The organism is Paenibacillus herberti (assembly GCF_002233675.1).
Taxonomy (GTDB): domain Bacteria; phylum Bacillota; class Bacilli; order Paenibacillales; family Paenibacillaceae; genus Paenibacillus_O; species Paenibacillus_O herberti.
Genome location: NZ_NMUQ01000001.1, coordinates 1,328,592 through 1,350,802, shown reverse-complemented (window position 1 = coordinate 1,350,802; position 22,211 = coordinate 1,328,592). Strand labels below are relative to the sequence as shown.

Annotated in this window: 24 protein-coding genes; all 24 read right to left on the bottom strand. The window is 47.9% G+C overall.

The window, feature by feature from the left end; translation table 11 throughout:
• Nucleotides 1-4: 4 nt before the first annotated feature.
• Nucleotides 5-1,468, bottom strand: a complete 1,464-nt coding sequence (locus tag CGZ75_RS06280; RefSeq protein ID WP_217900046.1) for an NAD-dependent succinate-semialdehyde dehydrogenase — start codon at nucleotides 1,466-1,468, stop codon at nucleotides 5-7.
• A 19-nt stretch (nucleotides 1,469-1,487) separates the two neighbouring features.
• Nucleotides 1,488-2,456: an MBL fold metallo-hydrolase gene (locus tag CGZ75_RS06275; protein ID WP_089523376.1), complete on the bottom strand. Its 969-nt coding sequence runs from the start codon at nucleotides 2,454-2,456 to the stop codon at nucleotides 1,488-1,490.
• A complete protein-coding gene (locus CGZ75_RS06270) occupies nucleotides 2,453-3,265 on the bottom strand; it encodes an SDR family NAD(P)-dependent oxidoreductase (protein WP_176444696.1) in 813 nt (270 codons plus the stop codon). The genes CGZ75_RS06275 and CGZ75_RS06270 overlap by 4 nt, the downstream gene beginning before the upstream one ends.
• Nucleotides 3,243-4,349, bottom strand: coding sequence for an aldose 1-epimerase (locus CGZ75_RS06265; RefSeq protein WP_245850723.1), 1,107 nt, complete (start codon nucleotides 4,347-4,349; stop codon nucleotides 3,243-3,245). The genes CGZ75_RS06270 and CGZ75_RS06265 overlap by 23 nt, the downstream gene beginning before the upstream one ends.
• Nucleotides 4,350-4,408: 59 nt before the next feature.
• On the bottom strand, nucleotides 4,409-5,512 hold the full coding sequence (locus CGZ75_RS06260; protein WP_089523374.1) for a mandelate racemase/muconate lactonizing enzyme family protein: 1,104 nt from the start codon (nucleotides 5,510-5,512) through the stop codon (nucleotides 4,409-4,411).
• Nucleotides 5,513-5,530: 18 nt separating this feature from the next.
• On the bottom strand, nucleotides 5,531-6,652 hold the full coding sequence (locus CGZ75_RS06255; protein ID WP_089523373.1) for a hypothetical protein: 1,122 nt from the start codon (nucleotides 6,650-6,652) through the stop codon (nucleotides 5,531-5,533).
• Nucleotides 6,653-6,690: 38 nt separating this feature from the next.
• The gene (locus CGZ75_RS06250; protein WP_089523372.1) at nucleotides 6,691-7,686 is read right to left on the bottom strand and encodes a Gfo/Idh/MocA family protein; all 996 of its coding nucleotides are present in this window, start codon (nucleotides 7,684-7,686) and stop codon (nucleotides 6,691-6,693) included.
• Nucleotides 7,687-7,703: 17 nt separating this feature from the next.
• Nucleotides 7,704-8,528, bottom strand: a complete 825-nt coding sequence (locus CGZ75_RS06245; protein WP_089523371.1) for a carbohydrate ABC transporter permease — start codon at nucleotides 8,526-8,528, stop codon at nucleotides 7,704-7,706.
• 29 nt (nucleotides 8,529-8,557) lie between these two features.
• A complete protein-coding gene (locus tag CGZ75_RS06240; protein WP_089523370.1) occupies nucleotides 8,558-9,433 on the bottom strand; it encodes a carbohydrate ABC transporter permease in 876 nt (291 codons plus the stop codon).
• A 59-nt stretch (nucleotides 9,434-9,492) separates the two neighbouring features.
• The gene (locus CGZ75_RS06235; protein ID WP_089523369.1) at nucleotides 9,493-10,767 is read right to left on the bottom strand and encodes an ABC transporter substrate-binding protein; all 1,275 of its coding nucleotides are present in this window, start codon (nucleotides 10,765-10,767) and stop codon (nucleotides 9,493-9,495) included.
• Between the two features lie 31 nt (nucleotides 10,768-10,798).
• Nucleotides 10,799-11,653, bottom strand: a complete 855-nt coding sequence (locus CGZ75_RS06230) for a sugar phosphate isomerase/epimerase family protein (RefSeq protein ID WP_089523368.1) — start codon at nucleotides 11,651-11,653, stop codon at nucleotides 10,799-10,801.
• Between the two features lie 18 nt (nucleotides 11,654-11,671).
• The gene (locus CGZ75_RS06225) at nucleotides 11,672-12,601 is read right to left on the bottom strand and encodes a dihydrodipicolinate synthase family protein (protein WP_089523367.1); all 930 of its coding nucleotides are present in this window, start codon (nucleotides 12,599-12,601) and stop codon (nucleotides 11,672-11,674) included.
• Between the two features lie 161 nt (nucleotides 12,602-12,762).
• Nucleotides 12,763-13,524, bottom strand: a complete 762-nt coding sequence (locus CGZ75_RS06220; RefSeq protein WP_089523366.1) for an IclR family transcriptional regulator — start codon at nucleotides 13,522-13,524, stop codon at nucleotides 12,763-12,765.
• A gap of 146 nt (nucleotides 13,525-13,670) precedes the next feature.
• The gene (locus CGZ75_RS06215; RefSeq protein ID WP_141136677.1) at nucleotides 13,671-14,555 is read right to left on the bottom strand and encodes a hypothetical protein; all 885 of its coding nucleotides are present in this window, start codon (nucleotides 14,553-14,555) and stop codon (nucleotides 13,671-13,673) included.
• 78 nt (nucleotides 14,556-14,633) lie between these two features.
• The gene (locus CGZ75_RS06210; protein ID WP_089523364.1) at nucleotides 14,634-15,083 is read right to left on the bottom strand and encodes a hypothetical protein; all 450 of its coding nucleotides are present in this window, start codon (nucleotides 15,081-15,083) and stop codon (nucleotides 14,634-14,636) included.
• Between the two features lie 140 nt (nucleotides 15,084-15,223).
• Nucleotides 15,224-15,673, bottom strand: a complete 450-nt coding sequence (locus CGZ75_RS06205) for a hypothetical protein (RefSeq protein WP_089523363.1) — start codon at nucleotides 15,671-15,673, stop codon at nucleotides 15,224-15,226.
• Between the two features lie 67 nt (nucleotides 15,674-15,740).
• Entirely contained in the window at nucleotides 15,741-16,817 is a 1,077-nt protein-coding gene (locus CGZ75_RS25095) for a GNAT family N-acetyltransferase (RefSeq protein WP_176444695.1), read from the bottom strand.
• 170 nt (nucleotides 16,818-16,987) lie between these two features.
• Entirely contained in the window at nucleotides 16,988-17,449 is a 462-nt protein-coding gene (locus CGZ75_RS06195; RefSeq protein WP_089523362.1) for a hypothetical protein, read from the bottom strand.
• A gap of 37 nt (nucleotides 17,450-17,486) precedes the next feature.
• Nucleotides 17,487-17,948 (bottom strand): hypothetical protein, encoded by a 462-nt coding sequence (locus CGZ75_RS06190; RefSeq protein WP_089523361.1) that lies wholly within the window; start codon nucleotides 17,946-17,948, stop codon nucleotides 17,487-17,489.
• Between the two features lie 77 nt (nucleotides 17,949-18,025).
• Complete coding sequence (locus CGZ75_RS06185; RefSeq protein ID WP_089523360.1) at nucleotides 18,026-18,613, bottom strand: TetR/AcrR family transcriptional regulator; 588 nt, start codon at nucleotides 18,611-18,613, stop codon at nucleotides 18,026-18,028.
• 6 nt (nucleotides 18,614-18,619) lie between these two features.
• Entirely contained in the window at nucleotides 18,620-19,063 is a 444-nt protein-coding gene (locus CGZ75_RS06180; protein ID WP_089523359.1) for a VOC family protein, read from the bottom strand.
• Nucleotides 19,064-19,239: 176 nt separating this feature from the next.
• Nucleotides 19,240-19,710, bottom strand: a complete 471-nt coding sequence (locus CGZ75_RS06175; protein ID WP_089523358.1) for a hypothetical protein — start codon at nucleotides 19,708-19,710, stop codon at nucleotides 19,240-19,242.
• Between the two features lie 216 nt (nucleotides 19,711-19,926).
• Nucleotides 19,927-21,255 carry a hypothetical protein gene (locus CGZ75_RS06170; protein ID WP_089523357.1) on the bottom strand — a complete coding sequence of 443 codons (1,329 nt, stop codon included), beginning with the start codon at nucleotides 21,253-21,255 and terminating at the stop codon, nucleotides 19,927-19,929.
• Nucleotides 21,256-21,272: 17 nt separating this feature from the next.
• Nucleotides 21,273-22,196: a hypothetical protein gene (locus tag CGZ75_RS06165; protein WP_089523356.1), complete on the bottom strand. Its 924-nt coding sequence runs from the start codon at nucleotides 22,194-22,196 to the stop codon at nucleotides 21,273-21,275.
• Between the last annotated feature and the right edge of the window lie 15 nt (nucleotides 22,197-22,211).

Below are 22,211 nucleotides of genomic sequence, written 5' to 3'. Positions count from 1 at the left end.
GCGACTAAACCATTTTTATGGAAATATATTTGGTTTCCAGGAACCCATCTAGGCCCTGCCTGCCGCCTTCGCTGCCTAGCCCGCTTTCCTTCCACCCGCCAAATGGAGCTTGAACGACCGTAGGGAGCGCATCGTTGATACCAACGATCCCATACTGCAAACCTTCTGATATGCGGATCGAGCGCCCGAGATCCTGCGTAAAAGCATACGCCGCCAATCCGAACTCCAATGCATTTGCTTTGGCGAGAACTTCTTCTTCCGTGCGGAATGTGATAAGGGGAGCAATTGGGCCGAACGTTTCTTCCATGCAAATGGCCATCGACTCATCGACATCGGTAAGCAGGGTAGGCTCGACAAACGCTCCGTATGACAAAGCGGAATTATTCGGCTCCCATCTCTTGCCACCATGCAGTAATCTAGCCCCTTTGCCCAATGCATCCTCGACCTGTTGAAGCACCTTGGATCTGGCTTCTTCATTAATCAGCGGGCCGATCTCGACTCCCGGTTCCATACCGTCGCCAATTTTCAGTTGCTTGACCTTCTCGAGCAATTTGATCGTAAACGCCTCCATAACCCCCGCTTGCACATAAACGCGGTTGGCGCATATGCATGTCTGCCCTGCATTACGGTACTTGCTAACTAGACAGGCTTCCACCGCTTCATCCAGATTGGCATCGTCAAAAACGATAAACGGTGCGTGACCGCCAAGCTCCATCGTCATCCGTTTCACTTGAGAAGCCGCATCTTGCAGCAAAAGCTTGCCGACCTCGGTCGAACCGGTAAACGCAATTTTGCTCACTTTTTTGTTGGATAGCCATTCCGCGCCGACCACGCTGCCTTTTCCCGTGACCAAATTGATAACCCCAGGAGGAAATCCGCATTCGTGAAATACCTCCATCAGCTTAACCGCAGTTAATGGCGTGGCGTCCGCAGGTTTCAACACGACTGTGCAGCCAGCCGCCAAAGCGGGGCCGATCTTGCGGGCAATCATGGAAGCTGGGAAATTCCACGGCGTAATCGCTCCAACGACTCCGACTGGCTGACGGATGACGATAATTCGTTTATCTTCAGCAGATGCCGGGATCGTTTCTCCGTAAATTCTCCGCGCTTCCTGCCCGTACCAGATCAAATAATCGGCGGCAATCATGACTTCACCGATGGACTCAGCAAGCGGTTTCCCCTGCTCCAATGTTAAAATTTCGGCAATCTCATGTTTCCGTTGTTTTATTTTTTCGCCAGCGATAATGATTAGAGCCGCACGACTAGGAGCCGGCATTCGGGACCAGGTTTGGAAAGCCTCATGTGCATAGTCAACCGCCCGTGCGGCGTCTTCGCGGGTTGCAGCCGGAATCGTACCCACTACACTCCCCGTGGCCGGATTGAGGACATCTCTTACGCTTGAACGGATGGATCGGACCCATTCACCATTCATGTACATGCGCCCCTCCATCTTGGAGGCCTCGTTCATTTTGCTCACCCTCCTCGCTTCAGTTAAAAGAATACAATCGCAGCCCCTCGTCAAACGACGAACGCACACTACCCTCGCGAGATTTCTCCAGCAAATGCGCGGATAATGGATCGCATAACCCGTTCCAGGCCAACTCCGGCCAATAACCGAGTTGTGTTCCCGCTTCCAGGCATAACTCTCCGAGCGTGTACTTGCGTCCTTTGGGAAGCAGCACTAAAACATGGTCTAACTGCCTCGTCAATTCCATGCTTTCGTCCAGAAAACGTTGAAAAGCTGCAGCTTCCATAACCGGGAAGTGGGAGCTGTACACAACATCCGGTTGCAAGGAACGGAGGAGCTGGATCGTGTCCCTGTAGCTGCCACAATCATAATAAGGTGGTGGAGCAACCAACTCTCCTGCTGTATTCAGTAGCCCGCAGCCAAGCACAGCATCTCCAATGACCGCGGTTCGGGAGCTCTGCTCCCAAAAAATGAGATGCCCCGGAGAATGACCGGGCGTATGGAGCAATTGCCAGTCCCCCGCATCTCCAAGCTGAATCGTTTCTCCGCCGATTAAACTCATATCAATCCGTCCGCCACCACCGCCGCGTTCCTTCAACTGATCGATCCGCTCTGCCGTTAATTGGAGTCCGTCCGCCGCGTGCATGTTGTACCGCTCGGTTATAATCCGTTCGGGATCGGCAATCCAAGCAACATCGGCGCGATGTGCCATCGAGCTCAATTGCGGCATCCAATGCTTCATTTGCGCGTAGCCGCCAAAATGATCCACATCTGCATGTGTGATGACGAGCAGCTGTTTTTTCTGCGCTGCCTCGTCCGAACTGACATGACTTTGCCAATAAGGAATCATCTCCTGCTGCGGCGTCGAGGCGATGCCGGTATCGATCCATACGACCGTATCCTCACCCTCCAGCACATGCTGATAAAGCGGTTTATTACCGCCGATTAAACATGGAATTCGGTGCAGCCTTTTGACGGCTAAACTCATGTGACAAGCCTCCTATTGAGCAATCGGCCACCGTCCGCTTTATACACAGCCCCAGTCAAGAAGCTTGCGTCGGATGAAGCGAGGAATACGGCCAGCTTGCCGGCATCGGATGGCCTGCCGAGCCTGCCGACTAGCGTACCGGAAGACGCATCCAGCTCAGGGGGCACTTGTTCAAAGTCATCCTGCCCCGGCGGATATTGATCCTGGGGCAGATTACGCCGGACCGAGTCCGCATAAACCGCCCCGAGCGAAATCCCATTTACCCGGATTTGGTATGGAGCCAGCTCAACCGCCATCGACCGGGTCAATACTTCCAATCCGCCTTTGCTCGTGCAATAGGCCGCATAACCGGGCAACGGGCTTTCCGTCTGGATGGCAAGCAGGTTAAGAATGATTCCACCGTTTCCCTGTCGGACCATCAGTCTGGCCGCGGCTTGACTGAGCAGGAACGTGCCGGTTACGTTGGCTTGCATCACATAGTCCCACTCCTCCACCGACAGCTCCAGAAAAGGCTTGAGCGGCTCAACGATCGCTGCGTTATTGACCAGTGTGTCGATGGTGCCATAGTCGGCTTCAGCACGCTCAATAGCCATGACGATCCCCTCGGAAGAGGTCAAATCCATGTGGATGAACTGCGCCGATCCTCCGCCAGCCCTGATCTGCGCTGCGGTCGTTTCACCGGCGGATTCATCCTTGTCGGCAATAATCAGCTTACAACCGTGACCAGCGAACTCCAGTGCGATGCCTTTGCCGATGCTTTTGGCCGAGCCTGTCACCATTACGACTTTACCTCTCAACCCTTCCGTCATCCGCATTGGTCTCCTCTCTATCAAATTCAGCATACATTCTGCTTGCCGCTTCCCATTGTGCGCCTGGCTGCAGCATGACAAGACCACTCTCTTCTGCCGGAAGGTTCAGATTTGCTGCATTAACTGCGCAGGTTTGCGGCTCGACACATATGAAATCCCCTGCTGCCGAATCATTCCACAACACCCAATGACTATAAGGCTGACCTACCTCATAGATGAGCTTGATGTTCAGCTTCCGATCCGTCAGTTCCATCGCATTGATGGGGATGCCTTCGCTGTTGAGCCGAGGATTCGCCGTATAATAATCGGCCCATTCCCTGGCGAATGGAGATGTTCCACTACCCGCAATGAGTAGGTCCTCACCTTCTAAAGGCAGTAGTATTCCCGTTGGCAGCATTCGTCCATCGGTTTCCCATCGCTCGCCGAGCGTAACGCTCAAGTTGTAATCCTCCGCTTTTCCTTCTGGGGAAAATGGAACCTGGAATGCCGTATGAAAGCCCAGCATGCAGGGCAGGGGATCGTCCCCGGTGTTCACAATGCTCACCTGCTGCAATAGACCCGATGCCGATAGCGAGTAACGGATGCGGAATTCGAATTGATGAGGAAACTGAGCATAAACGGAGTGGAATTCATCCACTACCTGGCCGATTTCTGCGTACGCTTCATCCCCATTTGTGCCGCTATTAAGAATTAGCCATGGTTGGCGTACAAATAGCCCATGGATGTGATTGCCGAGGGACTGCTCGTTTATCGGAAATCGATACGTTTTGCCAGCGGCCTGGAATACTCCCCCATCGATACGATTGGGCGGAAACAAGACGGGAATGCCGTAACGAGACGGCTTCTCGTTAAATTCTGCCTCCTGATCGGGACGAGGGGAACGAAGGAAGCGATATTGCCTCAGGCCAAACGAGATCAAATTTCCGCCCTGCTCGGGAAGAATAGTCGCCTCATAACCATGCGACTGTAGTCGCAGCGCTTTGCAGCCATATAAATCCGTCGTTTCGCAGCTTGCCACCGCATCGGTTTTGCCTGGCTCAGCAGTATCAGCATGGCTGGCAGCATTTGTATCTCCTACCCCCACAGTAATCCCTCCCTCCCGTTTTCCCGATGAACCCTTTGCAGCACATGGTGGCGAGTCAATTACTCCGAGTAGAAGGACACTTTATGCTCGTCGACCTCAATTCCGAGCCCAATCCCTTCCGGAACATGGAGACAACCGGCCGATCGTTGCAAAGAACTCGTGAGCAAATCATCCTCGTTGAGATCGTATGAGATCGCGCAAGGATATCGCAGCTTCGGCAGAACAGCGGCAAAATGCGCGTCCGCTGCTTCGCAGATGCCGAGCGGCAGCCGTTCGCCAAGCGTCACATCAACATCAAAAGCGCGAGCTGCATTAACGATTTGCATTGCTGGATATAACCCGCCGCATTTGGATAAATACAGATGCAAAATATTAACGGCTCTATTCTGCATAAGCGCCATCGCTTCATCCAACGTCCAAAAGCCCTCATCGGCCATGATTGGTGCTTCGATAAGCGACATTAGTTCGCGTGCGCCGTTAATATCCCAACGCTTCAGCGGCTGCTCAATACTTTCCAGGCCATTCGCCTCCATCCGCTTAATAATGGAGACCGCTTGTTTCAAATTCCAAGCCTGATTGGCATCGGCCCGGATGGGAATGTCGGGTCCGAGATGGTTGTGCAGAGCCGTAATTCGGGCAACATCTAGCTTTTCATCCGCTCCAACACGAATTTTCACCGTGCGATAGCCCTCTTCGACAAGACGCTCGGCAATTTGAACCGAGTTGTTCACGTCGCCGATGCCGACATTTTTGATCATCGGAATTCGATCGCGGTAAGAGCTGCCGAGCAGCCCAGACACCGGAAGACCGAGATATTTGCCCTTCATATCATGAAGCGCAATATCGATTGCCGCGCGCGCCGGATTCCAGAAGCCGATTCGCTCCATCACCATCATTTCTACACGGTCGATCTCATCATGAATGTGGCCGATGTCCAGCGCATTACGCCCGATTAGCAGATCGGACAGGTAATACTCGATCAAAGGTTTTATAGTCGGGAACGGAATGGTCGCCTCTCCCCACCCTACCACTCCATCCTCTGAAACTAGCTTTACTAGAGTGAATGTCGAGTGGGTAGGAATGGTCCCTCGATGCAGCGACCAGGTTCCCTTCCGAGGCACCTTGACGCCATAAACGTTAACCTCGCGCAGGATTGCCTTCATACTTCCATCCCACCTTTCTTAGTTGGAATAATGGTAAAAAGCCCGGTTCGCATGCACGACATGTTTCAGGTCGGTAAGGTTTGTCGTGGTTCCAGTGCGCTTGTCGGTCCATACTCCATTGGATTCTGCAAGCCACCAGTACAGCACGTTTACGCCTCGGCGCAAGTTGTTCCATAAATAGTAGGAGCGAGCAAAACCGGTCACGCTCAAGCTTAGCTTGCCTTGCTCGTTCTCCAGCTCGATAGTCCAAGCGCATGGAATTTCAAATTTGCTTCGCGGATCGATCCAGTGCCGGTCCATCGTCATTCGAATCTCGCTCTCTCCGTAGAAATCGATCAATCCGCCCGGGCTGATGACCTTGGCACGATATACACCTAAATCCGGACGGGCCAGGAAAAACACTTGAAAATCTCGTGAAAAGGCATTGTGAATAACGAGCCCTCTGCCCTTTAATAACGACGCTGGATCATAGGTTGTGGACAAATGAACATGCCGTTCATGCCAGGCCATACCTGATACTGGTATCGTTCTATTCGGTGTCACCAGCTTGCCGTCTGCATCCACATAGATCATGTGCCAGCGGTCACCGATCTCTACAGCGCTCTTGGTCGGGTCCGTCATCCAGATTGCCGGATCATTCGCCTTAAATGTAAAATCGTACTCTATTTTGCGATCTTTGCCGTGTACCTTCCAAATAGGAGGCGCAGCCTCGTAGGTCATACCGCCGATTTCCCATACTGTCCGATCCTGCTCACTGCGGATAGTCAGATCGCTGGCAGGTCTAAGATCTTCGACTCCATTCCAGCCTGTGAGGTGAAAATCATTGTCGTTCATCTGCTGTTTCTGATCTTTGGTGTAATGAACGTCGACTACCATCGTCTGTAAAATGCTTGCTTCCTCGAATGCAAAGGGACCCTTTTCCGGCCTTGAACGAAAATGATAAGGCGAAGTCCAGACCAGAGTGTCATGCTCTCCTTCAATCGAGCGAATGCCCCATCCATTGTTCTCCCATAAATCGCGGTCGTGGTTGCGCGCTTCCTGCATATAACCCTCATAATCGCTAGGTGCTACGTTGTAGGGCTCGGCGGCCGTCTTCTCGTTTGTTATCTTCTGCCCGGCTCCCGATTGATCATTCGACATTCTATTCCCTCCAACCTTATCTAGTAGGATCAAATAGGCTATAAGTGGATTTTAGATCCTTTGTCCGACGACTCAATGCAAGCAAAAGCCATCTTCAAGCTTTTTAAATTGTCCGCCCCTGTAAGGACCGGTGTCTCGGAGCCTGCAAAATAAGCCAATGCATCCTTCAGCACCTCAGCATTCAAGGTAAGAATGTCGAGCTCGGCTTCGCTCTGCTCTTCAGCGGGCCAGATTCTTTCACTGTTCAGCAAAATATTGCCTTTAACCAAGCTGAGCACACCTTTGGTTCCTTCAATCTCCCAATGTCCGGGATAGCTCTCTCCTGGCTGGTCGGTGGATAACCCGCGGAATAATGCTCTGCTGCCATTACTCATGTGGAATAAGGCAATCGCACTCTTTTTCCCCCATACCTCTTCATTCCACGGCATATTCCAAGCATCGGCGATGACCGATTCGGGTTCTAGTCCCGATATCCAGCGAATCAGATCGAACTGATGGATCGCGCATTCTAGCAGCAGCGGATGCGGCTGGTACCATTTATCCCTTACAGGTCCCTGTTTGGTAAAATAGCTGTCCGCCTGAATGTAGGCAATATCTCCAATCATGCCGTCGCCAATTAGCTTGCGTAGCTGCAGCACCGACTCCATAAAGCGGATTTGCTGGGCGACGACCAGCTTTTTCCCTAATCGAGTCGCTTCATTAACCATCGTGTCTGCCGTCGCAAAGCTATCACTCATCGGTTTGACGACGATGACATTCAACCCGAACCTCATGGCCTCAATCGCATTTTTGTAATGGAACGCATGGGGCGTTGAATCGATAATGAAATCAGCCTGGACCCGGTCGTAAAACTCTTTGCTCGCCCAGCTTGCGCAGCTCTCTTCCGGCAGACCAAAAAATTCACGCGCCTCTTTCAAATAAGACGGATTGGGGTCGACTAATCCGACGATCTCAACGCCATCAATTTGGATTAACCCTTTTCGCCACGTTCTTCCGAACGTTTCGCTGCCGACACCGATTTGCACAGCTCTCATCCATATCACTCCTTCATTTATCCTTTGATCGAACCTGCGGTTACGCCTTCAATGAAATAACGTTGTAAAAATATATACAGGACAATCATCGGAATCGAAATGACAACGACAGCTGAAAAGAGCAAAGGATAATTGGTCAAGTATTCGCCCTTAAATTCTAGCAATTTCAGCGGCAGCGTCTTAAGCGCTGACGATTTGAGCAGCAATAGCGGTAGTAACAGGTTGTTCCACACGATCATCAGCGCAAAAATTGCCAGTGTTGCGACAGAAGGAAGGGAAATTGGCATCGCTATGCGCTGATAGATATACCATTCGTTGGCTCCGTCCATCTGTGCAGCTTCAATCATCTCTTGCGGAATTGTTTTCATAAAGCCGGTTAATATAAACACGCCAATCGGGATAATAAACGCCGTTTCTACGAGTACTAGCCCCAATTGCGAGTTCGTTAACCCTAGCTTCGACATCATAATAAATAGCGGGATAATGCTCGTTTGGGAAGGAATCGTCATGCCTAGTGAAAAGAAGGCAAATAACAGTGCAGCCTTCCGGCCGGACATTCGGGTTATTCCGAAGGCGACCAAGCTCGACATAAAAAGAATGGATGTGATGGAGAAAAGCGTGACGACTCCACTGTTTTTGAAGTAGAGAAGCATATTTTCTTGACGGAATAATTCAAAATAATTCGTTAGCGCAAACGATTCCGGTAGACCGAATGGGTCCTGAAACAGTCCCGACATCGACTTAAAGGTAGCGAAAAACATAACGGTAAATGGCAGCAGTACGATCAAAACATACGTGATCAGCAGCACTTGTTTACTCGTTTTTCCGGCTAGCGCTTTCATTTTTATCACCCCACTTTAACTTAAGGTGTTCAATAGACGACGCGATCCGCTTTGAGCAGCCGGAATTGGAAGTAGGTCACGACCATGATGATCAGCATCAGCACAACAGCGGAAGCTGTCGCATAACCGAAGCTATAGTAGGTAAAGGCCTGATGGTACATAAACGTAGACAATATTTCACTGGCATTGTTAGGTCCACCATCGGTCATGGATATAATCAGGTCAAATGATTTAAAAGATTGGATCGTTGTATAAGCGAGCACGATGGCTGCAGATGGTGCTAGCAATGGCCATGTAACATAACGGAACGCATTCCATCTGCTTGCCCCTTCGATATTGGCGACTTCGTACAGATCCTTCGGAATCGATTGCAGACCTGCGATAAAAATAATCATGACCTGGCCGGTATGACCCCAAAACTGCACAAATGCGATGCTGTAAATGGCCAAATTGGGCTCTCCCAGCCAAGAGCGGGCAAGTGAATCGAGACCTAGCGAATTCAGCAATAGATTTAATGAGCCGATATTGGGATCGTAGACGAACATCCATATGAAGCCAATCGATACCGATGAAACGACCGTTGGAAAGAAAAATATCGTTCGATAGAAAACGTTCAGCTTGGTGTTTTTCATAACGAGGATGGCAAAAAATAAGGAGAGGCCGAATTGGAAGATGATCACGGTTAAGCTGAACTTGACGTTGTTGCTTAATGCTTTGCCAAATATGGGATCTTGTGCGAGGTCGCCGTAATGCTTCAAGCCAACCCAATCAAAGCGGTATGTCATGCCGTCCCAATTGGTTAAGCTGAGCAGCAGCGAGGAACCCGCAGGCAGGATAAAAAATATGGAATACAAGATTAAGCCTGGAAGAATGAAAAGCCATAATGTTCCGTTTCTCGCTTTCAAATGAGCGCCTCTCCCTTCTCTTGGAAGATGAGGGCAGAGCGCCCCCTGTGTCTCCCCGCCTATTTCGTAAGGTTGCGGTCAATTTCCGCTTGAGTTGTGGAGATCGTCTTCTCCACACTTGTTCCGCTAACAATCATATTTAATGATTCGTTAAGCGCCGTTTCTATTTTTTTGTTCGTGTTGATCAGCCTTGGCTGGAACACGGTTTTCTTCGACGACCACTGGCCTTGGATGCCTAATTCTTTCGTTTCATACTTAACATTTTTGACAGTCAGCAATTGTCCAGTAGCATTTGCATATTCGGAAGCGATTTCAGGTTTTGTGAGGAATTCAATAAATTTTGTTGCCCCTTCTTTGTACTTGGATTTTGCATTAACGCCCAACATGAACGTTGTCGTGTGAATACCTTCATACTTCATATCGGCAGCTGAAGTTGTGATCGGGGCCAGCAAACCTTGTTCAATATTCGGATTTTGCTTGGCAATGGTCGCCATCGCATACGATCCTGCGGCAAGAATCGCGCCTTTTTCCTGAGCGAAGAGGGCCAGCGCTCCCTCATATTTGGTGCCTGTTGCATTTTTCAGGATGTATCCTTTATCAACCAATAGTTTGAATTGCTCCAGTGTTTTGACGAACCAGGGGTCCGTAGCTTTAACTTCACCCGTTTGAAATTTCGTGAACGTATCTTTGTCAGGCATATTGTTCATTACAAGCGTGTTGATCAGTTGTCCCGGCGATACATCGTAACCGTAGAGAATCGGAGTAATGCCGTTTTCTTTCAGCTTTTGGCACATCGCGAGAAATCCATCCCAATCGCTTGGCACCTGAATTCCTAGTTTGTCGAACAAGCTTTTATTGTAAACGGGAACATTGTAAACGAGCTGATAAGGTAAAGCATATTGTTTACCGTCCGATTTCCCCGCCTCGATCAGCTCCGGAGTGAAGTTTTCCAGCAGTGGAGAGCCGCTTAAATCCTCGAAGGATTGTGATTTCAGCAAGTTATTGAATTGTGCACCTGGAGCGGAGACAAACACATCGGCTCCTTCCCCGGATAAAATCATCGCTTGCAGAGCATTCGCGTAGGGGTCCCCGGAACTGTACACCGTCATGTCAACCTTAATGTCCGGATTTTGCTTTTCGAATTTAGCGATGATGCTTTTGAACGCTTCGGTATCTTCACCGCGCCAATGGATAAAATTGATCGTTTGTTTATCCCCTTTTTTCCCATTTGCACCCGCCTGCTCATTCGAACCCGTACCACCACTGCAAGCCGCAAGGAGCATCGTAAAAGCAATGATTAAAGAAAGAGCAATAGCTGACCTCTTTTTTATCATTGAAAAGCCTCCATTTCAGATCGTATAGGGTTCATTGCTGGTCGGCATTTATCCCCTTGATGTGATTGCTCACAATGCCTAAAGCTTGAAGCATTTGATCTTCGTGTACATGCTCCAGATAAATATGAACATGCGGCTTACTTCGCAGCAGATGCTCCAGATAATGGGGATAATTCAACAATCCGGTACCGGCAGCGGGCTGAACCATTTTCCCTTCGTAGATCAAGAAATCCTTGGCATGCGCCAGTAAAATATGCTCGCCCAGTCGCTCGAACGCATCATCCATAACGGATTCCTGCTGATCCATATTTGCTTCGTCAATGAAGTTACAGGGGTCCATAACGATTCCCAGATTGGAGGTCGGGTATTTTTCAAGCATGCGCTGCATCCGCTCAGTCGTATCGATTACATTTTTGGTGAAACCTTCAAGCGCCAGATGAACGCCCCATTTTTCCGCTTCCTCAAGCAACTCAGAAACAATATCCGTAAGCAGATTCCAATTATCCTCACTTTGATTGCCCGCATGCCCTTCAAATTGGTTTTCAATATTGAGCGTTCCTGTTTCTGTAGCGACGGAGCTGGAGCCGAAATCTCTGGAAAAGCGGATATGCTCCTTTATTCTGCGAATCCCTCGATTTCTCTCCTCAACATCCGGATGGATTAAATTCGTGTAGCAGCCTAAGGATGGAATACGGATCCCATGCAGCTCGAACGCTTCCGCCACATGATTGGCAAGCCCTGTGCTCAGCTTTCCAGGTGATGAATCGATATCTCGAATCCATTTCAAATTTACCTGAGTAGTACGAAAACCATATTGACTCATCGCCAGCGTTAATTCGTGGAGCGTCTTCACACCAAAAGAGCTTGAAAGAATCCCTATATTCATTCGGGTACCCCTTTTTAATTAAGATGGGTAGCTAAAATAACCGAGGTCTTTCAAAGAGCTTTGCAAATCCGCTAACTCATTCTCATTCAGCTGCCTTAAGGGCGGGCTAACCTTGTCAGCCATCACATTACGCAGCTGCAACACTTTTTTGTGCGGGGCGACAGGGCATGATTTGACAAGCATTTTTTTTACCTTGGAGCAGATCGTCTGCCAATAGAACGCTTTGGACAAATCTCCTTCAACATAAGCTCTGTAAAGTTCGATATAAGGCTCCGGTACGGCCGTTGAACCGGCCGAGATGGCCCCGTTTCCGCCAATACATAGGGAGGCAAAAATTTGGTCGTCATTACCCATCAGCTTAATTTGCTCGGGTCTCGCCGCTTGTACCAGCTCGTAAAAATTAGAGAAGTCCATGCTGCTTTCTTTCATACCGTGAATATTGAGATGTTTTTGCGACAACTTGGCAAAGAGAGGAATGGAAATGGCATTTTTGGCATTGGAAGGAATGTTGTATAAATAAATCGGAAATGGATCGAGTTCTTCAGCGATCATGGAGAAATATTGCAGAAGAGCTTGCTCATCCATGGAATAATAACTCGGCGGGATAACGGACACCCCATCCGCACCGATATCCTTGGCATGATTGGAAAGCCGAATGACTTCTCCAACTTTGAAAGCTCCTGAATGAACGATAACCGGTACTTGTCCTTGTACCTCTTGCATAACCATCTCGGCCATTTTCATTCGAACGCCTTCGGTTAACAGTACTCCTTCACCTGTTGAGCCTAGCGGGAATAACCCATGAATCCCTTTGTCTAGCAAAAAATATACTAAGCTCTTGACACCTTCCAGATCGACATCGTCGCCCGATGCAAGTAAAGGTGTTACCATAGCCGAAATAATTCCGTTCAAACTTTTCGACGAATCTGGAATACTGGATTGTGCCATCAATACGCTCCCTCCGTATTTGTTTCAAATATGGGATAACGTCTCTTATTTGGTACAAACCGAGTATATCACATCCGTTTTTCGGAGTAAATCAAAACTTGTAAGCCCTTTCAATCTTGTTGATTCAGACAACAATATCGAGACTTTGATAACGGGGCTGTTTAGTTCTGAAATCCCAGCTGCTCCGAGATCAGCCTCGTTGTCTCTTTGATAGTTGGAATATGGGAATCCAACTGCTCTAATGAAAAGCGGTAGGATGGCCCTGATACACTAAACGCTGCTATGACCTCATTACGATGGTCGTAGATTGGACCGGCGATACAATAGATACCTTCGCGATTTTCCATTCGATCGATTGAATATCCTTGCTCTTTTATGACTGCTAACTCCTGATTTAATTTTGCTGCATCCGTTATACTATAAGGAGTTTGCGGTGGCAGTCCGACTTCTTGAACAATGCGCGCCCTTTGCTCAACACTTAAATGTGCCAACAGCACCTTGCCTGCCCCTGTACAATGAAGCATAATTCGGGTTCCAATTTTGGAGAGCAATCCGACTGGCTGAGGACTATCGATTTTATCGACATAGACGGCGTAACTGCCATCCAATTGAATTAGATGCACTGCCTCTTGAGTCGTTGCAGACAATTGATGCAAATAAGGCGAGGCAATATCCTTGATTTTCAGGTCATTGGTTAGAGAATCTGTCAATCGAAGCAGCCTATACCCCAATTTAAACTTTTTGCTCGTTCCAACCCTTCGCAGATAAAAGGATTCCGTAAGCGAGATCACTAGTCTGTGCACCGTGCTTCTGCTTAATCCTGTTTCGTTGACAATTTCAGTAACCCCTATGCCTTCTGAGCCCGACTTGGCGCAGGCTTCTATGATTTCCAATGCCTTTAAGGATGGATCTAGTTTTTCCATCTGCTCTTCCTCCCACTTTCATTTGAATGTGTTAAATATGGACATTTAGTCCATATTAGCACAAATTGACAAATTTGAATATGATCCAATGAAGACATTAAAAAGGCACCCCAGCCCCGGCTTACGAGTTTAAGGGTACCTTGCTTTTAAAATTTCCGGTGAACAACAATCCGTCCCTCGCTTGATAGAATTCCGTTATAATCCGCCACATCGTCAAAGGAAACAATGCTCCAAGGCTGGACCCAGCTTTGTCCCATCTTGTTCAGGACATAGTCTTGTGTTAGGCAAAATGCGGCATGCTGCCCAATTCCTTGTTTATCCTCCCAAACTAGTACATCTAGGGTCTGATTATCTGTAACCTGCGACTTGTCCTCGAACGTTGCGGTAACCCCATAACCGAGAGTGGCCAGACCACGACGGAAAGGACTTTCATGAAGCCATAAATCGATTATGGATTGAGCGTGATCAATTCTTCCGGAAGCAAACGCCAATGTGGCAGCGAAACAATTGGCCCCGGAACTATCCGCAAACCGATTGGCATAACGCATAACGAGCGCTTCTAGATGGGACGGCAAGTCAGGCAGCAACTCATGGTGGAGCGAGGAAGGCTGTTCAGCGAGTCGTTCCCATATCAAGGCCTGCATCAACGATTCTTGGACAGCATGCTGCAGTGAATGCCAGCCTTCATATGTAAGTACAAGCCATTTTTCCCCGTCGTTATCTATAGTATCGATGTCGGTATGGGTTAAAACTTCGGCCTGTCCATGCTTCTGAAGCCATGATTCGGAATAAAAATATCCTCTTGAAAGCTGCAGCTGCTCCTTGCGGATGTCACTGAGCAGTTCCGGCGGCACTCTCTTCAAATCTTGTGGGCTCGCAGTCCACACATAGTTGAACGCTTCTAACTCCCAGAAGCGAATTTCCATTCCAAAATGAAGGCCGAAATTAGAATAAGTTTTATAGAATTCCCCTGAGGTCAGGATGACGAATCCCAGCTTTTCCAGCTCCCAGACCAATTCCTCATTTATCAAGAAGTAAGGCTCATGGTTGTTAAATAAACGAAAAGGCAACCAGTGATTGGCTGCCTTAACGGGAAAAGCTTAATTGCTCTAATCCGTCGTTCCACTCGAAGCGGACCCGTTAAAAGTTACTGGACCGGATACTAAAAATGCACCCGCTGAAGCGCTGGCAAACAAGGTATAACGAATTTGCCCTGCCAACACCTCCGCTGCAGTAGGGAAGTCACCCGCAACAACGACTAATGGACTGAATGAGGGTACGAAGCTCGTTTCGAAGTCTTCTTGAAATACTACGGTGCCGGCCCCAAACGTATCTGTCCCATTTTTTTCGACGGTAAGTGTAATGATTGCATCGAGTTCTGAATTAGCTACAATCCCAGCCATTCCAGTCAGCGACACTCGAACATTATTTACGTCCTGAGCGGCTACGACCTGAAGCCCAATATCTCCAATTAATAACGGGGTTCCGGCTATGAGTTCGGCACCGCTGCTATCAATGAGAAAAGTGGACACGCGTTGATCCAAAAATTGAATAGCCATTTCTATCACCTCCTATTTGATAATAGTATATGAAGGTTTTAATAGATTGGTGTTAGGTGTCTTCCCATTATTCTTATGCAAAAAAAAAAACGAAAAGACAGCCAAAAATTGGCTGCCTTAACGGGAAAAGCTTATTATCTCTAAGTCGTCGTTCCAGTTGAAGCGGACCCGTTAAAAGTCACTGGACCGTTCAGTGTAAGCGACGTCCCTGAGGAACTAGCAAACAAGGTATAGCGAATTTGCCCTGCCAACACCTCCGCTGAGGTTGGATAGTCACCCGCAACAACAACTAATGGACTGAATGCGGGTACAAAGTTCGTGTCGAAGTCCTCACGGAATATTACGGTGCCGGACCCAAGTGTTCCCGTCCCATTTTTTTCGATGCAAAGCGTAATGCTTGCATCGGCCTCTGGATTCGCTATAATCCCCGCCATTCCAGTCAGCGACACTCGAACACTATTTATGTCCTGTGCCGCTACGACCTGAAGTCCAATATCGCCAATTAGTGTCGGAGTATCGGCAATCGATCCGGTACCACTGCTATCAATGAGAAAAGTGGACAAGCGTTGATCCAAAAATTGAATGGCCATTTCTATCACCTCCTACTTGATAACATAGTATATGGAGGTTTTAGTAGATTGGTACTAGGTTATTGATCTACTTAATTTTACGCTCATATAAATTCGCGCTCCATCTAGGATCATCATGTCTCCCACAATAAACTAGCCCTTGGCTCCGATAGTAATCATTCAATGTTGGATTGTCAGCCATGCAGTCCAGGCGCATCCATGTTTTTCCTTTATTTTTAATATAAGCTTCTGCCCAATCCAGCAATCGGCTTCCGATTCCTTGTCCCTTAATATTCCGCGAGACGGCAAGTCGATGCACATAACCGGCTTGATCATGGAACAAGTCGCCCCATATTTCTTCATATTCCCATTGGACAGAGAAGCAGCCTGAAAGCTCACCATTCATATAAGCGACGAAAACTTCTTTTTCACGGATAAATTGCTCCATATATTCGCGAGTAAAGTCTTCTTCACCCCACTGAACGATCCCTTTCATGGAGCGAATCCACTTGGCAGCTTCTACATACAAGTGCTGCATGGCGTCAATATCTTCGCTCTGAGCTCTCCTTACTATAAGCCGCCCACTCCAGTCATGCTCCAGCATTGACGCGGTTTCGAGAGCTCTCTCTGAACCATGCAGCCTGGAAACGATATGAAGCGCCGCATCGATCCCGGCTGTAACACCGGCTGACAGGACGATTTTGCCGTTATCAACATAACGAACGTTCTCGACAATCGTTGCCGATTGAGGTATAACCTCTCGCAATAGATCAAAGGCTCTGCGATTAGTCGTAACTTTTAAGCCATCCAATAGATTAGCTGTGGCCAACAGGAGAGCTCCTGTGCAAACTGACAATACAAGCTCAGCCTGCTCGGCCATTTCACGAATCCAGGTCGTAATGACTTCATTGTGCATCGTTGTCCGTGCCCCTATGCCCCCCGGTACAATTAATATATCCGGTACAGGACAGTCGTCAAAGCTGTATCTGGGATTCATACTCAAACCGCTTATCGTGTTCACTGGAATCGACCTCTCTCCTACCGTGTACACGTTAAAGTCTTCTCCCCATTTGCTCGACACGGCAAAAACATCAAAGGGGCCCGCAACATCAAGCAAATCCACTTTTTCATATACCAATACTGCTACATTTCTAGCCCTTCTCAACTGTGGATCGCTCCTTGTATGTAATGATTTAACCTAACAGATGAACGCCGTTTCAAGCTCCCTATAATCAAACATGACTCCGCATCTATTGGCAAGCATCAATTTATCAGCACGAAAAGACAGCCTGTAATTGGCTGCCTTAATGGTAAAAACTTTTGGATTTCTTTACTCTAAGTCGTTGTTCCAGTCGAAGCAATGCCATTAAATGTTACAGGGCCGGCTAATGTTTGTGTCGTATTTGAGACACTAACAAACATGGTATAGCGAATTTGTCCTGCCAACACAGCTTCCGCAGGAGGGAAGTCACCCGCAACTATAGGGAACGCACCGTAAGCTGATATTCCTTGCGAGTTGAAAACCTGCTGGAATATTACGGTACCAGATCCAAACGTGTCTGCCCCATTTCGTTCGATACTAATCGTAATGTTTATATTGATTCCTTCAATTGCTACAACCCCTACCATCCCCACCAACGACACTATTACACTATTTATGTGCTCTGGGACAAGCTGAGCTGCTACGACTTGAAGTCCGATATCTCCAATCAATAACGGTGTACTGGTTATAAGATCGGTACCGTTGCTATCGGTCTGGAGAGTGGATAGCCGTTCATCTAAAAATCGAATGGCCATTTCTATCACCTCCTAAAAATCGTTCAAATTCCTTACTCTAAGTCGTTGTTCCAGTCGAAGCGATGCCGTTAAAAGTTACTGGGCCGGATAATGTTGGTGTCGTATCAATGACGCTTACAAACATGGTATAGCGAATTTGTCCTGCCATGACGACATCTGCAGGAGGGAAGTCACCCGCAACAACAACTAGGGGGCTGAATGCTGCTACTCCTTGCGAGTTGAAATCCTCTTGGAATATTACCGTGCCAGACCCAAATGCATCTGCCCCATTTCGTTCGATACTAATCGTAATGCTTAGATTCGGACCTTCAATTGCTGTAATTCCTACCATTCCAGTCAGAGATACTCGAACACTAGTAAGATGCTCCGGTACAAGCTGAGCCGCTACAACCTGAAGCCCAATATCTCCAATTAATAACGGGGTATCGGATAGCGATCCGGTACCGCTGCTATCAATGAGAAAAGTGGACAAGCGCTCATCTAAAAATCGAATGGCCATTTCTATCACCTCCTATTTTATACCATAATATATGGAGGTTTTAATAGATTGGTACTAGGTTAATGTTTGAAAATCTATCATTGAGTGCTAAGACTTTGAATAACTGCTGAGATGACGGACATCACCTCTTCAAGAGACTTGTCTGTATCCGGGTTCTCGGCAATCCACAGGGCAGATTCGTTCAAGGCCCCTGAAAGAAAATGCGTCATTGCATGCAGGGGCAGCGGCTTGAGATGCCCCTGTTGTTGCATCAGTTGCAACTGCTCGCGCAAATGGCGCATTGAATTCTCTTCGTCCATGATGCGCCAGGTTTCCCAGCCTAAAACAGAAGGGCCATCAATGAGCAGGATCCGTTTCCTTTGTGGTTCGACGGCTGATGATACGAAGGCGCGGCACCCAAGTATCAATTGTTCCCATGCTTGTTCGCTGGCAGATGCAGCTTGCTCAACTTGATCTCCGACTTCTTTCTGAATCGATTCCAGTACAAGCTGAAACAGCTTTTTTTTACTCTTGAAGTGATGATAAACTGCACCTCGCGTCAGCTCTGCTTCCGCAGCGATGACTTCCAATGAAGCATTGGCGTAGCCAATCTCCGTGAAGTTTTTTCGAGCAACTTCTATCAGCTTTTTAACGGTTTCCTTCGTTTCTTCCTTGTTTCTTTTCATTTAGGGTCAACCTTTCTTCTCATCCCATACCTTCTCTCTATATTGCTCATTAAAGGCGTCCGATGGGGGGATGATCTTGATGACATCAATCATAACACCGTTTGGATCGCTCGTTATAAAATGCCGCTGGCCGAATTGTTCATCACGAATATCTAATTGCAGAGGTAGTTGTGCGTCTTTTATAAGTCGTTCATATTCGGCGTCCACATCATCCACCTCGATGTTAAGAATCAATCCGCTGACTGAGTCACGAAAAGCAGCTGGAATGGTGGGATGTCCAAGCTCGAGGATGGCTAGCTCGAACGCCGTTTCCTCGTCTCTCTTCATCTGCAGGCTGACATACCAATCTGCTTCAAAGACAGTCTCGAAGCCAAACCATTCTCGATAGAAATTAGCGGTAGCCGTTACGTCCACTGTAATGAGGACGGGATAAAAGCCGGTGATTTTCATTTGCAACTCTCCTTCGAGTTTATTTATTCCAATTTAACATACATACTGTATGTTTGTAAATTAATTAAAAGGGGGGATTAGTTTGAACATAAAGAAGGCTGTCGAGACTTTCTTGACAGCCTGGACAGCCAGTGACTGGCTGTCTTAACGGGAAAAAGTTTTGGGATTCCTTTACTCTAAGTCGTCGTTCCAGTCGCAGCGGAGCCGTTAAAAGTCACTGGACCGGTTAGTGTTGGTGTCCCCATAAGGACGCTGACAAACATGGTATAGCGAATTTCTCCTGCCATGACGACATCTGCAGGAGGGAAGTCACCCGCAACAACAACTAGCGGGGTGAGTGCTCCTCCTCCGAACGCGATGACATCCTCCTCGAATATTACGGTGCCGAAACCAAACGTATCCGTCCCATTTCGTTCGATACTAATCGTAAAGTTTAAACTGATTTCTTCAGGTCCTTCAATTGATACAATTCCTACGATTCCAGTCAGAGACACTCGAACACTAGTAAGATGCTCAGGTACAAGTTGAGCCGCTACAACCTGAAGCCCAATATCTCCAATTAATAAAGGGGTATCGGATAGGAGTTCGGTGCCGCTGCTATCAATGAGAAGAGTGGACAAGCGCTCATCTAAAAATTGAATGGCCATTTCTATCACCTCCTATTTTGTAACATAGTATATGGAGGTTTTAATAGATTGGTGCTAGGTCTATTATTCAAAGTTAATCAGCTGTTCATGAGCAAACTCCGCATTCTTTGCAGTTCGACGGCTGATGATACGAAGTTGCAACATTTCAATCCATCAAAAAAAGACAGCCAATGGTCGGCTGTCTTAACGGGATAAGATGAACTTATATAAAGGTAGTCAATTCACCATAACTGAAGTCGCTTTATCATCCATCGGTCCGTTGGAAATATTGGTGAGACCTTCTGAGAAGGCTTGGCTTGCCCCTTGAAAGCTGAGATCCGCGTACAACGTAGCGTTATACTGAGATCCAATAATCGACACGGAAGTGATGGAATCGTTCCCTACGAGGCTGTTCCGCAGATCGCCGATGTTTTGAGTCGTATGCAGCATCCTGCCTTGACGATTAGGATGTTCGTATAGATAGACACCGGGTAAATCATTGCCCATCCCGTCCCTTTTCACATATGTGTACGAATAGGTACCGAGATTGTTCAGCATGTAATCGACCAAATTAGCCGGGTCAAAGAAAACTTGGCCTGTCGGGCTGTCATGATCCTTATACCCTGAGCCCCATGGCGCATTCGCAGAGTCATCCATTCCATCGCCGCCATTAAATACCCCGAATGAATCGAATAAATAAGGGTCGCCATATTCGGTGCGCCGATCCCACAGTGGCGTTAGCGGCACGGCTTGATAAGACACAGGCGTGTACGTGCCGGCGTTATAGGCATTCAAAACCGTAGTCCGATCCGGAATCGCAGCTGTGGAGCCAACCTGGTATTTGATTCCACCGAAGCCTTTATTCGGACTCCAGGGGCTTAGATTATGGCCGAAACGTGTTGTATTGATCTCAAGTACATTGCCGTTTGAAGAGGCAAACACTTCTGGATGTGTGCCATCCCGCATCGTAATCGTACCGTCAAAATTATCGTTTCCATTCGTAAAGCCTGAGCTGACACCTTGAATGTGATATTGATAATATGTGCCATGCTGCTTGAGCGAAGCGAATACCGGCTGGCCGAAGCCAAGATTTTGGGGTCCTTTGCGTACGAGTAGGAACATACCCTCCATATCATTCTCATGCCGATCCTGATGGATGTCGCTGTCATCTCTCGCGTAATAGTTCCAGTAGCTAACATAATAATGGGTTTCTGTCTCTTTGACATCGTAGTACACATAGGATTGCAACGTCGTGCGAAAATCACCCAGGCGATCCCAATTGTTATTCGCTTTCCAATCTCCGTCATAATTGACATTCGTGATGAAATCGGCCGAAATATCATAGCCGTAGGTGAAGTTTAAGTAACCCGGTTTGCTGGTCCCTTTTTGTCGCACCTCCTGATGAATATCAGGCGCGAACTTTTCTGCAACCGCTTGATACCGAGCCAACACATCCCCTTCACTTGCATACACGGAATTTGCATTTACAGGCGCTGCTTGCGAGAGAACAATGGCAGGAACCGTTAACAAAATGGCAAGCGAAGTTACGATGAGTTTCTTAAACATCCTTCCACCCCGTTCCATTAATATGGATTGCGTTCACTTTGATAAAAGCGTTCGGGCCATTCCATCTTTGGATGAAAGTTATAAAGGAGACAGCTGGTTTGCAAAATGGCATTAGCCCAGCGTGTTTTGAACATTAGCGGCTTCTGCTCGAGCCAGTCTAATGGATCAACTGGTATTGAAAAATCGGTATACTCTTCAAACGTGCCTGTGTATTGCTCGGGCCAGAATCGTTTCAGGGGATGAGCAGCCTCTCGTCCACCTGAGCTCACATGGTCATAGGTCTTTTTCAACCAGTCCATGATGGGCACACCGGTCAACGGCTCCGTCATCCCCTCCCATCCTTTTAACAACGAGCCATGTTTACCCCATTCAACACGGATGACTGCACGTTGACCGTTGTTCCGCGCTTCTTCCGCTGCTGCTTCGGACTGAATGACCCGACTGTGGAAAAAGCTCATCACCCTCGTCACATATTCCTCGCCAGGATTGTACTCAATCCATATTTCCTCATGATCGCATGGCTCAAAATCGTCGGGATAATCGTAGTCATCCGCCCAGAACAGATGATAGCCGATCAACGGAAGTGTTGGATGGTGGATCGCCACCACATCCATCAGAGGAAAACATTCCTGTGCCGTTATGTGGAGCATTGGGCAAAATTTCTTGATCAGCCGGATTTCTTGATCCGAAAGTTCCATCTGCGGGTCCTGCTTCAATACGGAACGATATTGCTCGCCAGAACGACGTAGATTCCCATCGAGATGGTAATACTCCGCCTGCCAGGATATATAGGCCACATTTTCCGGGCAGGCTTTTTTCAATAATTCAAGCTGAGCAATCGAGAGCTGGTAATACTCCGTTGCCGAAATCGTCCCATTCCGGACAAGCTCCATCCATTGCTCATGTGCCGATGTCATTTCGGAGGTGAAAATCGAGATCATGACATGCTGTCTCCT